10 protein-coding genes and 1 tRNA gene are annotated in these 12,151 nt (G+C 40.8%); 1 reads left to right on the forward strand and 10 read right to left on the reverse strand.

The window, feature by feature from the left end; all coding sequences use genetic code 11:
* Positions 1 to 506: 506 nt before the first annotated feature.
* Positions 507 to 1,133 (reverse strand): PEP-CTERM sorting domain-containing protein, encoded by a 627-nt coding sequence (locus tag ACJAT7_RS00955; protein ID WP_415224920.1) that lies wholly within the window; start codon positions 1,131 to 1,133, stop codon positions 507 to 509.
* Positions 1,134 to 1,649: 516 nt separating this feature from the next.
* Here ACJAT7_RS00955 and trpB point away from each other — a divergent pair.
* Positions 1,650 to 2,867: a tryptophan synthase subunit beta gene (trpB, locus tag ACJAT7_RS00960; RefSeq protein ID WP_415224921.1), complete on the forward strand. Its 1,218-nt coding sequence runs from the start codon at positions 1,650 to 1,652 to the stop codon at positions 2,865 to 2,867.
* Between the two features lie 53 nt (positions 2,868 to 2,920).
* Here trpB and ACJAT7_RS00965 read toward each other — a convergent pair whose 3' ends face one another.
* From ACJAT7_RS00965 to fabV, 9 genes are all read right to left on the reverse strand, one after another.
* Complete coding sequence (locus tag ACJAT7_RS00965; RefSeq protein WP_415224922.1) at positions 2,921 to 4,078, reverse strand: PilT/PilU family type 4a pilus ATPase; 1,158 nt, start codon at positions 4,076 to 4,078, stop codon at positions 2,921 to 2,923.
* 58 nt (positions 4,079 to 4,136) lie between these two features.
* A complete protein-coding gene (locus tag ACJAT7_RS00970; RefSeq protein WP_415224923.1) occupies positions 4,137 to 5,015 on the reverse strand; it encodes a hypothetical protein in 879 nt (292 codons plus the stop codon).
* A 170-nt stretch (positions 5,016 to 5,185) separates the two neighbouring features.
* Positions 5,186 to 6,847, reverse strand: a complete 1,662-nt coding sequence (glnS, locus tag ACJAT7_RS00975) for a glutamine--tRNA ligase (RefSeq protein ID WP_415224924.1) — start codon at positions 6,845 to 6,847, stop codon at positions 5,186 to 5,188.
* Positions 6,848 to 7,084: 237 nt separating this feature from the next.
* Complete coding sequence (locus ACJAT7_RS00980; protein WP_415224925.1) at positions 7,085 to 7,399, reverse strand: YdbL family protein; 315 nt, start codon at positions 7,397 to 7,399, stop codon at positions 7,085 to 7,087.
* Positions 7,400 to 7,428: 29 nt separating this feature from the next.
* Positions 7,429 to 7,599: a YnbE family lipoprotein gene (locus ACJAT7_RS00985; protein WP_415224950.1), complete on the reverse strand. Its 171-nt coding sequence runs from the start codon at positions 7,597 to 7,599 to the stop codon at positions 7,429 to 7,431.
* Between the two features lie 17 nt (positions 7,600 to 7,616).
* Positions 7,617 to 9,626 carry a YdbH domain-containing protein gene (locus tag ACJAT7_RS00990; protein WP_415224926.1) on the reverse strand — a complete coding sequence of 670 codons (2,010 nt, stop codon included), beginning with the start codon at positions 9,624 to 9,626 and terminating at the stop codon, positions 7,617 to 7,619.
* A gap of 6 nt (positions 9,627 to 9,632) precedes the next feature.
* On the reverse strand, positions 9,633 to 10,592 hold the full coding sequence (locus ACJAT7_RS00995) for a KpsF/GutQ family sugar-phosphate isomerase (RefSeq protein ID WP_415224927.1): 960 nt from the start codon (positions 10,590 to 10,592) through the stop codon (positions 9,633 to 9,635).
* A gap of 59 nt (positions 10,593 to 10,651) precedes the next feature.
* Positions 10,652 to 10,728 (reverse strand) — tRNA-Pro (locus ACJAT7_RS01000).
* Between the two features lie 200 nt (positions 10,729 to 10,928).
* Positions 10,929 to 12,131: an enoyl-ACP reductase FabV gene (gene fabV / locus ACJAT7_RS01005; RefSeq protein ID WP_415224928.1), complete on the reverse strand. Its 1,203-nt coding sequence runs from the start codon at positions 12,129 to 12,131 to the stop codon at positions 10,929 to 10,931.
* Between the last annotated feature and the right edge of the window lie 20 nt (positions 12,132 to 12,151).

Raw genomic sequence — 12,151 nt, forward strand, 5'->3', positions numbered from 1 at the left:
TTCGAGTCCTGTTAACGAGCCAATTCCTTTTATATCCTCAAGTAAAAAAGTCCTTAGTAAAAAGACCTAACGTTTTAAAAATCCCAACTTATAATAAAAGATTTTCGCGAAATGGTAGTTCAGTTGGTTTACTCTTGTTTAAAAGAAAGCCGGCCTGTCACACCAGTGCTCGCAGGAGTCCCGTTAACGAAGCCAAATCCTTTTATATCCCATCTGGTAATAAATTCCTGTGCTAAACATATTTTACATATTCAAAACATTATTAAATTTAAATCGAATATTTTCAGAAAGTGGTCGTACTGTTGGTTTACTCTTTTTTGAAAGAAAGTGTTTTAGGGGACAACTAACTTGACATTTTTTGGTAAACTTCAAACCTAAACCAGCAAATTCTGATAGAAACAAAAAATCGGGTCTATTTAAATGTAATCTCAACCCGATAATTTATAATGTAATGTCTAAGCAACAATAGCGGTATAAAAATAGCCGTTATTGTTGGCTTTTATTTACTAAGATTTAGCACTGTTTGATTTGCGACGAGAAAATCCAAATCCCACTAAGCCCAACCCAAGCAAGGCAATAATAGCAGGCTCTGGAACTGCAGTACCCGCATAAATCAGCCCCGTTGGATACCTATTGTCTGAGCTAATATCATGCACATAAAAGTTAAGCCTGCTAGCTGCTGCGATAAAAATATCACCGGTAATAGCGTGAACATCTATGGCGGTATTCCATTCGTTGCCGGCAAATTCAGTAATAGAGTCAAAAAGCTCTACCCCAGCACTTTTAATTTTGAACGTATCGTCCGCAGATACCCACAGTGAAGTAATCCACATATCTTCACCCGTCATATTTAAATCCATCTCAAATACACGATAGTCATTTAAAACAGGATCTATATAACTTCCTTCTTGCTGAACCCATTGGGCACCTGTTGAACCTGCTGCCGTGTTGAAGTTTGCTTCAGTTATCCATGTGCTGTATGCGTTAGTTGAAAGCGTACAATTAACAGCTCCAACCTTACATCCATCATCAGTTCCTGACACAAAATCGATAGTAGTAGCGAAGGCAGTTTGGCTACCAAGTGATAGCGCTGTTGCGGCTATCGCTGCCATTAATAATCTTTTATTATTCATAATTAGTTCCTTTCTATTATTCAAAACCATAAAAATACAATTAAGTTCTATAAAAAGTATTAACCCGTGATATATATCCAACTTATTTACTAAATCCATTGAACTGATATCAACATTACATCTATTGCACATGCACAAGCGGTGCCAGATGATCATTTAATATAAAAAACATATGTGTACAAGCTATCTGCTGTACTTTTTTTGCAAAGGTGCAATATTTTTCGACACACCTAATATGGTTATATTAAGCTACCAGTAAGCGATAAATTAATAATCACATTAAAATACAACGAGATATATCCATTACAGCATTCAACTAAAAGTGTAAAAAATTTCGACTGCCTAAGGTGTTTTGTTTATAGCATCTGCAATTCGTAAAATTTAATCGTCCATGGAAAAATAGATTTAGAATAATCCCTCAGATAGCTCACATTTCCACTTATATCCCATACAAACAATAGAATTTTATCTGTATAAAAGGGAGAATCTCACATTATAAGTAAATAAAAGGTCCCCATGGAAAATACATTTACACATAACTTACCTAATGCGCAGGGCTACTTTGGTGAATACGGCGGTAGCTTTGTTCCTGAACAATTACAAACAATCATGGATCAAATCACGGCAACTTATGATGAGTGTCGCCAAGATCCCGCATTTCGTGCTGAACTGGCGCGCTTATACAAACACTTTGTGGGTCGTCCAAGCCCAATTTTTCATGCGCAAAACTTATCAAAAAAATATGGCACAGAGATCTATCTTAAACGAGAAGATTTAAACCATACTGGCGCGCATAAAATTAACCATTGTTTGGGTGAAGCCCTGCTTGCCAAAAAAATGGGCAAAAAGAAATTGATTGCAGAAACAGGTGCAGGACAACATGGCGTAGCATTAGCCACAGCAGCCGCATTAGTTGGTTTACAGTGTGATATCTATATGGGCGAAGTAGATATTGCTAAAGAGCATCCAAACGTTGTACGAATGCGCATTTTAGGTGCTAATGTTATTCCAGTAACAGAGGGACGTAAAACATTAAAAGAAGCGGTAGATGCCGCATTTCAGGCTTATTTACAAGATCCTGTAACGCAACTTTACGCCATCGGCTCTGTTGTCGGCCCACATCCATTTCCGATGATGGTACGTGACTTCCAATCAATTATCGGCAATGAAGCGCGCCAGCAATTTCAGGAGATGACAGGTAAATTACCAGATAACTTGGTTGCCTGTGTAGGCGGAGGCTCTAATGCTGTGGGTTTATTTACGGCTTTTTTAGAAGATAAAGAGGTCGCTATTTACGGTGTTGAGCCTGCAGGGCGTTCACTTGAACAGCCTGGTGAACATGCTGCAACCTTAACATTAGGTAAACCGGGGATAATTCATGGCTTTAAATCTTATATGTTACAAGATCAACAAGGTGAGCCAGAGCCAGTCTACTCAGTGGCCAGCGGCTTAGATTATCCCTCTGTTGGACCGCAACACAGCTACCTAAAAGACCTTGGCCGTGTCACTTACGGGTCAATTGACGATAAAGAAGCGATTGATGCTTTTTTTGAGCTATCGAGATTAGAGGGGATCATTCCTGCGATTGAATCTGCACATGCAGTTGCCTATGCGCTTAAAATGGCTCAGCAAGGTGAAAAAGGGACAATCTTACTTAACCTTTCTGGTCGAGGTGATAAAGATATTGATTTTGTCGTTGAAAAATACGGTAAGGATTACGGTATCGAACTTTAGGGCCTGTTTAATAAAAGCGCCGGTTGGCGCTTTTTTCGTAAACAGAAAAATTATTAAGAAAAGGTTACATCATCGGGCAATGATCTTTCCATCGGCTCTAAACTAAAGCCGCCATTTTTCTTCGAATTTTCTTCTGCCTGCTCCATAATTCCGCCATGATGCAACTTAAATTTAAGTGCGATATTGGTCGGAGAGTCCGAGTTTTTAACCGCTTCCTCTTCTGTTATCCGCCCTGCAATCACCAGCTCAAATAGCGCACCATCAAAGGTCTGCATACCTAACTGTTTGGATTTTTCCATCACATCTTTTAGCAGACCAAAGTCGCCGCGCTTAATCATATCGCGAATGGTTAAGGTTCCCATCATCACTTCGATAGCCGCACAACGCTTACCATCAACAGTTGGAATCAGACGCTGTGAAATAAAGGATTTTAAATTATTGCCCAAATCACTTAACAGTTGTGGTCGGCGCTCTTCGGGAAAGAAGTTGATAATACGATCCAAGGCCTGGTTGGCATTGTTAGCATGCAGTGTCGAAATAGCTAAATGCCCTGTTTCAGCAAATGCTAACGCATGCTCCATGGTTTCTCGATCACGGATTTCACCAATTAAAATTACATCGGGAGCCTGTCGCAGCGTATTTTTTAAGGCCGCATGAAAACTTCGCGTATCAACCCCAACTTCACGTTGGTTAATAATACTTTTTTTGTGTTTGTGTACAAACTCAACCGGATCTTCAATGGTGATAATATGACCAGATGCATTGCTATTACGGTGGTCAATTAATGCAGCCAGCGAGGTTGACTTTCCCGAGCCTGTCGCACCGATAAAGAGGACTAAGCCACGCTTAGCCATGATCACCTCTTTAAGCACTTCAGGCAGCTTCAAATCATCAAATTGAGGGATATCCACTTTGATATTACGTGCGACCACAGAAATTTCATTACGCTGCTTGAAAATATTAACCCGAAAGCGTCCCACATTTGAGATTGAAATAGCCAGATTCATTTCCAGATCCTGCTCAAAAGCTATTTTTTGCTCACTATCCATCATTGAATAAGCGATAACCGCAATTTCTCCCGGCTTAAAAGGAGTATCAGTGAGAGGTTTTATCGTGCCTTGAAATTTGGCAGAAGGCGGGGCTCCCGTTGACAGATAAAGATCTGATCCATCTTTACTCGACAAAATATTGAGCATTTGTTCAAATTCCATGTTTACTCCTAAATTGAAAATAATTTTGCGCCCGTCATAAATAATCCACTAACTGTATTTATAAGGAAGAGCGGTGAATTAATGTCTGAAAATATGACTTGTATTTTTCCATCTGTACTTTGCTTTGCTCGGTTAACAGTGGATTGCTTAATTCAATAGTGACTCTATCTTGAATAGCTAATATCTTTAATGTTTCAGCGTACTTTTCTTTAAAAATTTTCTCATATTCACCATTATCGATTAACATCCTCAACCCTTTGGCTAAGCGCACTGCTAATTCCGGATTGTCTTTATTAACAAAATAATAAAAGGGTAACGGGTAGTAGATAACTAAGTGTTGCTCAATCTCTAATTCTTTATCAAGATGCAAATCAAGCTCCTGTAACACTTCATTGGCACCTCGGGAAAAACAATCAAAGCGCTTCGCGGCAAGCTGTTCAAATAAAAGCGCATATTTATGCCCTTTCCAAAGCGTTAGGCCATTCGCTTCCATTATTGTTCTGTCGGGCCAATCCCGATGCGTTCCTATTTTTAATTTGCTGCTGATCAGATCATCTAGACTTGAGACGGACTTGAAGCGTTCTTGTTGACCTTTGTTAATCAGGCAGATACGGTAACTTAATAAGGATCCGGTTACGGGAATTCGTACTGCAATCGCACTTTCTTCTCTTTCTTTAGTGGGCGCAAAAACAGCAATTTGTACATGACCATTATTAGCCATCTGTTTAACAACACGACCTTGTTCCATCGCCTCCGAAGGGATAAGTTGAAAAGAGCCATATTCATCAGCCGTTACCTGCAGCGCTTTTACAAGTAGCTCTGAAACCATAGGATTGGGGTGTTCCAGCAGTCTATTCCATACAACAATAGGTTGCGCAAAAAGGGGCTGCGAGAAAGAGAGGAGAGTAAAAAGAATGTAAGAGTTCATCCTTTTCATAAAAAACACCTTATTAAAAATCAATAACCATCCATAGTATGAGACGGCTTTAAGCTATTTACCACAATCAATTAACTAAAGCTGGATATGTAACGCTTGTTTACTATTTTTGAACTAAATAAACAGTGGTCAATCAACAATTGACCACTGTTTCAGCGACTGTTCAGCCTCTAGCCACCCCATGAGTCGCGCAACGCAACCGTGCGGTTAAAGACCAATTTCTGCGCAGTTGAATCTTTGCTATCTGCGCAAAAATAACCTTCACGTTCAAATTGGTATGTCTTTTCAGCCTGTGCATCCGCCAGACTAAGTTCAACAACACCCTGTTTTACAACTAATGATTCCGGATTAACGACATCGTGAATATTCTCTGCTGAAGCAGGATTTTCAACTAAAAACAGACGTTCATAAATTCTAAACTCTGCTGGTTTATTTAATTTAGCATCAACCCAGTGGATAACGCCTTTCACTTTACGGCCATCACTTGGATTATTACCCAAGGTTTCTGGATCGTATGAACAATGGATTTCAGTTATCTCGCCAGCTTCATCTTTAACTACATTTTCAGCTTTAATAACATAAGCATTACGCAAACGAACCTCTTTACCTAATACCAGACGTTTATATTTTTTATTGGCTTCTTCTCTAAAATCAGCACGGTCAATAAACAGCTCATGAGAAAAAGGTAAGGTTCGCGTGCCCATACTTTCATCTTTAGGATGGGCTGGTGCAATCAGTTGTTCACTTTTATCTGCATCATAATTGGTAATAATAACTTTAACCGGATCAATCACGCCCATAGCACGAGGTCCATTAGCTTCAAGATTTTCGCGAACGCACGCTTCGAGTGAAGCAAATTCAACTGTATTCTCCTGCTTGGTAACACCGATACGCTTACAGAATTCTCGTATTGATGCGGCAGGATAACCGCGACGACGCATTCCTGAAATGGTAGGCATACGCGGGTCATCCCAACCACTCACTAAATCCTCGGCAATTAGCGCATTCAGCTTACGTTTAGAGGTTAAGGTATATTGTAAATTAAGGCGTGAAAACTCAATTTGACGTGGTTTACAGGCAATACTGATATTCGCCAGCACCCAGTCATATAATGGACGGTGATCTTCAAATTCAAGCGTGCATAAACTATGAGTAATACCTTCAATCGCATCAGAAATACAATGCGTGAAATCATACATAGGATAGATACACCACTTATCGCCAGTTTGATGATGGTGAGCAAAACGGATACGGTAAATAACCGGATCACGCATCTTCATATTTGGCGATGCCATATCGATTTTTGCGCGAAGCATCATCGCGCCTTCAGCAAACTCACCTGCGCGCATACGTGCGAAAAGATCGAGACTCTCTTCGATAGGACGATTACGGAACGGGCTATCTTTACCCGGAGAAGTTAAGGTGCCACGATATTCACGCGTTTGCTCTGCATTGAGCTCACAAATATAAGCTTTGCCATTTTTAATTAACTCCACGGCATAATCATAGATAGTCTCAAAATAATCCGATGAATAATGAATATCCCCCGCCCATTGAAATCCTAACCAACGCACATCTTGTTCAATTGCAGCAACGTAATCCGCGTCTTCTTTTACTGGATTAGTATCATCAAAGCGCAGATTACAGAGCGCATTCGGGTAATCCTGGGCAATACCGAAATTCAAGCAGATAGATTTAGCATGGCCAATATGTAAATAGCCATTTGGCTCTGGTGGGAAGCGTGTATGTATCGACTGATGTTTGCCCGTTTGAAGATCGTTATCGATGATATTACGAATAAAATTGCTTGGGCCATTGTCCACCTGAGTCATTGCTTACCTCTGAATATATATAAAACGAAAAATAGAGACAATCATCTTATATTATCAGCCGAAGCTCAAGCTAAATAACACGAAAACAATAAAGGGCATGGCTTGCAGGGAAGGTTTTTATGGCAGATCACCCTCTCACGGTGAACAGACCTAAAATCGCTTCGCTTGAAAGCGCGCCTCTTACTTACTGTGCAATAAAACAGTAAAGGGTGAAACAGCCGCGCATGTTACTCCGACCTATTTTACCACCCACTGTCCTGTTGCATTTTGGATATATTGTCCAGCAGGCGTCTTTTTAATGGTTTTTTCACCCGCAAGAACCAATACTTGATCAAGGGTCATGCCATTTTTTTCCGCTATCTGTTTATATTTGACTAAGCGCTTTGCATTGATCTCTTTTACTAAATCGGAAACCTCTTGTGAAACGCTAACCACGCCCAATAACCCATTGGTTTGCTCGCCAATGACCCCCTGCTCTTTGGCATCAGACAACTCTAATGCAAAGGCTGAAAAACTGAGTATTAGCATGAACATCAAAAATACCTTTTTCATTTTATCTCCTAGATTATTCATTATTACTGTTAAAATAGACCGCTCTCTTCGGTAAAGAGATCATCTAACTCTTTGTCAATTTTCACTCTGATTTCGTGATCTATTTTAACATTTAAATTTATGGTAATAGGCTCATCGGGCATCGCAAGCTCTACCCGTGGTGTACATGCCGTTACAGTAAAAAATAACGCCGATAACATATAAATTCTTTTAAGCATTAATACCTCTCCTTTATCTGTTGTACTAATTGCTCGTTAAAGCGCAAACTTTTAAGTAATTGTAAAATATTTTCATTGTGTGAATAGTTGAAATTAATAGGTTGTGTTCCGCTGACGTTCGGATTTATCCCTTTAATTGCAATTTTTAAATCACATTCACCATCCGCAGTATAACCGATAGTGCCCTGTAAAGTATCGAACTGAAAATCAGATAACAGTTGCATAGTATAAGCAACGGCTGGATTGACTTGGCCCATAGCGACAGTAACGCTATTCTCTGGCACCTTAATATATCCGCCAGGCGCGCGGGCAGAAATCGTTCCATTACTGATGGTTGGTCCTTGCGCAGTTAACGATAAGGGCAGCACACCATCAATTATAGCTGTGCTTTCTATTTCAGGATAAGCGCTATATTTAACCACTTCACTTAAACTAAGACCGGAGAGGTTTATTAATGTCTGACTGGGTGCGGCTAATGTGAAATCATCAAAATCCACCCGTCCGCCCAATAACCGAGCCTTAAAATGCTGCACCAGGGGCTCACCAATATTGATTTGTGCGTCCAGCTGCAACGCCTGAATTGGTATGCCAACAAATAGATTGGCTATTTTCAGCTGCAGCTTATCGGTATTGACAGTGACCTTCTCTTTTTCAAACAGGTAATCCAATTCACTGTTTAAACTGATTCCATCAAATAGCACATTACTGTTCTCACCCGCTACCGAATGCGCGCTGATATGGCTTGCAACTCTGGTGCTATTTTTAGTTAAATCATACCAGGCGGAGAGTTGCAGATTGATCTCACCGCTTTTTATCTGCAGCAACTCGGTGGCTGGCAGATAACTGTGCAATGATTCAACTAATGTTTGCGGCGATAGATGGGTATCAGGCAGCTCCACTTTGATTTTTTTATCTGCATACAGCAGTTTGCCAGCAAGCGTTTGGTTTAACAGTGAGAGGCGCCAATCAAGCGATAGATGGTCAACAGATCCCTGCGCATCTATCGAAGCAAATAAAGAAGGTAATTTTTGCGTATCAATATGAATGCGTTGCATTTTACCGCGGGGGGTCTTGGTCAAAAGCGCACTGCGTCCGACACGCAGTTGCAGTGGCAAGCTGTGAATCTGCAGCGATGATAGATTGATTAATGCCGGCTGTGCTAATTTAAGAGAGATAGAGCGGGTTTTCCACTCCTGCTGCGTTGACAGACTATAGTTGACGTTTTGTAAATTAATGGCGAGCTGACTTACCGCCAGTTGATCCGCTAACAGATTAATATCTCCCGCTAAACTCAACTGCCCCTGCTTCGCTAAATCAGGCAGACTCCCCTGCCAGTTAAGCGTAAACGCGCCCTTTCCCCAACTTTTTAAATTAGTTGTATAACTCACCTTGAGTTCATCATGTAATAATTTATTCAGCTCAACGGGCAGCGTTATCAATTGTGCGATTTGTTCTAAGTCTATTCTGCTTTCTACGCTTACATCTTTGTTTAATAGGTTTATTTTGAGATCAGCTTTGAGCTGTTCGCCGCTTAATGTAATAAAAAGATGCTCTTCTTTTTTTTTGATAAATACACTGAAGGATAATTTCTTATGGAGAAGATTTGTGGCTAAGTTAAGTGATTTTATACGTATATTGGTTTCGGGCAAAGCGGCTAAACGTTTAAACAGTTCATTGAGCTGCAGATCAATCTGTCCTTTTTGTAAGGTGAAGGGTAACTGTTTTGTGCTGCCCTTGTCCGTTTGAGCTGCCGGGCAATTAAGATCCCAGTCGATAACGCCAATATCGGTATTAAGCTTATTCTGTTTGTGACTGGCTTGAATATTTAAGAGTTGATTTTGCGGGCAAGATTGATTGGGCTGAATACGTTTGATATTGGAAGTTAAAAACGGAAGCCAGTTTAATAATAGCCTCTGTGTTGTTTGCGCCGAAAGAGGCGCGCTACTCAGTAGGAGTAAACAGCTAACTAATATAATTAAATAACTGTTTAACTTACGCTGTGATTTCACAATACTTTATTGCACCCATTCAATAATACCTGCAACATTTTTCCCGTCTTCGCTGACGATTAACCACTTAATATGCTTTTCACGCATGATCTCTTCTGCATCCGTTAAACGTGCATCAGGGGAGATAAAGCGCGGTGACGGGTTCATCAATTCGCTGGCGGAGCAATCATTAATGGTTTTTCCTGAAATTAAGAAGCGGCGTAGATCGCCATCGGTGATCACACCCTGTAATTGATTATCTTTCATTACCAGAGCAAGACCGGTACGCGTTTCCGTCATCACCATCAGCACATCTGTGAGCGATGTTTGCGTCTCAACAAGCGGCAGATTATCACTGCGCATCTCATTCTTAACGAAGGTTAGTAAACGTTTACCTAAGCTTCCTCCCGGGTGGAACCTGGCAAAATCCATGGGGCTGAAATTATTATCCAAGGTCAGCGTGGAAGCCAGCGCATCGCCTATTACCAGCGCTAAGGTGGTAGAGGTGGTTGGGGCTAAATTATTCGGACAGGTTTCTTTTTCAACACTTGCATCTAAAATGACATCTGAGTTTTTCGCCAGCGTGGAATCTCGCCCGCCTGTTATCGCGATTATCTTATTACCAAAGTGCTGAATCGACGGAATGATTTTTAATAGTTCATCGGTTTCACCGCTGTAGGAGATAAGTAAAAGCAGATCATTTTTGGTGATCATGCCTAAGTCACCGTGAAACGCTTCTCCCGGGTGCATAAAAAATGAAGGCATGCCAACGGATGCAAGCGTTGCTGAAATCTTTTTGCCGATATGACCAGATTTACCCATTCCGGAGACAATCACCCGCCCAGTGCAACTTTTCATTAAAGCCAAGGCTTGTAAATATTCATCGCCAAGCTGTTTACTGTGAGAGGTCAGCGCTGCACTCTGCACATCAAAAACATTGCGAACTTCTTTAAGTAATTGCTCAGATGATAATGAAAAGGGTGTCATAGAAGATCCTTAGAAAAGGTGATGATATTTAAAGCGTGATATTAACGAAAAAAGAAAGGTGGTCGGTATGAAAGGATTTGAACCTTCGACCCCTGCTCCCCCAGAGCAGTGCGCTACCAAGCTGCGCTACATACCGATTATTATGCAAGTCTAATAATTTATGACTGAGATGCAACATAAAGTTAATCAAAAACAGAAATAATTTACTTTTTTAAAGATATTCCCCTATTACTGCTTATTTATCCCTCAAAAAATAGCTTTCCACACAACTTATTGAAATAACGGTCAAAAAACACCCACCTAAATGGGTGTTTAAAAAATGATAAAAATCAGTGATTAAACGCTAAGACAATCAAATTCAACTAATGTATCCACATCTGCCTCATAATCGATCCCTGCAACGGCAAAGCCGAACAGTTGTAAAAACTCTTCTTTGTATTCTTTGTAATCCGTTAAATCAAACAAGTTTTCAGTGGTAATGGTCGGCCACAGATCTTTACAAGCTTGCTGCACATCATCGCGTAATTCCCAATCATCTAAACGTAGGCGGCGCGCTTCATCCGTCGTTGGTGTACTGCCGTCTTTTTTATATAACTGCGTAGTAAAAAGGCGGTGAATCTGTTCCATGCAACCTTCATGCAGCCCTTTCTCTTTCATGATTTTAAATACCATAGAGATATACAGCGGCATAACTGGAATCGCAGAGCTGGCTTGTGTCACCACACTTTTTTGCACGGAAACATAAGCTTCACCGTTAAGCGGTGCAAGTTTCGCTTGGATAGCGGTCGATGCTCTGTCTAAATCAAGTTTTGCTTTACCTAATGCGCCATCCCAGTATATCGGCCAGGTCAATTCTGTGCCTATATAGGAATAAGCAACGGTTTTGACGCCTTCTGCCAATACCCCAGCATCCCCAAGTGCGCTTAACCAAAGTTCCCAATCCTGTCCACCCATTACGGTGACTGTATTGGCAACTTCTTCTTCTGTTGCGGGCTCTACAGAGGCTTCAATAATACAGTCTTTATTGGTATCAATCGCCGTTGAGATATAGGTTTCACCGATTGGTTTTAGACTTGAACGAATCACTTCACCGCTATCTGGCATTTTACGAACAGGCGCGGCTACCGAGTAGATAATGGCATCAATCTGACCTAAATCTTCTTTGATCAGCTCAATCACTTTTGCTTTAGTTTCATGTGAGAATGCATCCGCATTGATACTTTTTGCATATAAGCCATCCGCTTTTGCTTGCTTCTCAAATGCAGCACTGTTGTACCAACCGGCAGAGCCAGGTTTACGATCTGTTGCTGGTTTTTCAAAAAACACACCAATTGTTGCTGCATCTGATCCGTATGCGGCAGCGATACGCGATGACATGCCGTAACCTGCAGAAGCGCCAATCACTAATACACGTTTAGGACCATTTTGAATTTTGCCCTGTTTTTTAGTGTATGCAATTTGTGTTTGAATATTCTTTTCACAGCCCACTGGATGAGTTGTGGTGCAAATAAAACCACGAGTTTTAGGTTTGATAATCATAATTTACGCTCTTCTCTTGA

This window comes from Psychromonas sp., from assembly GCF_047632995.1.
Lineage (GTDB): Bacteria > Pseudomonadota > Gammaproteobacteria > Enterobacterales > Psychromonadaceae > Psychromonas.

Coding starts and splice junctions, on each gene's coding strand:
- ACJAT7_RS00970 (WP_415224923.1), bottom strand. CDS start 5,015: ATGAAAAGGATGAACTCTTACATTCTTTTTACTCTCCTCTCTTTCTCG.
- ACJAT7_RS00980 (WP_415224925.1), bottom strand. CDS start 7,399: ATGAAAAAGGTATTTTTGATGTTCATGCTAATACTCAGTTTTTCAGCC.
- ACJAT7_RS00955 (WP_415224920.1), bottom strand. CDS start 1,133: ATGAATAATAAAAGATTATTAATGGCAGCGATAGCCGCAACAGCGCTA.
- ACJAT7_RS00965 (WP_415224922.1), bottom strand. CDS start 4,078: ATGGAATTTGAACAAATGCTCAATATTTTGTCGAGTAAAGATGGATCA.
- fabV (WP_415224928.1), bottom strand. CDS start 12,131: ATGATTATCAAACCTAAAACTCGTGGTTTTATTTGCACCACAACTCAT.
- trpB (WP_415224921.1), top strand. CDS start 1,650: ATGGAAAATACATTTACACATAACTTACCTAATGCGCAGGGCTACTTT.
- ACJAT7_RS00995 (WP_415224927.1), bottom strand. CDS start 10,592: ATGACACCCTTTTCATTATCATCTGAGCAATTACTTAAAGAAGTTCGC.
- glnS (WP_415224924.1), bottom strand. CDS start 6,847: ATGACTCAGGTGGACAATGGCCCAAGCAATTTTATTCGTAATATCATC.
- ACJAT7_RS00985 (WP_415224950.1), bottom strand. CDS start 7,599: ATGTTATCGGCGTTATTTTTTACTGTAACGGCATGTACACCACGGGTA.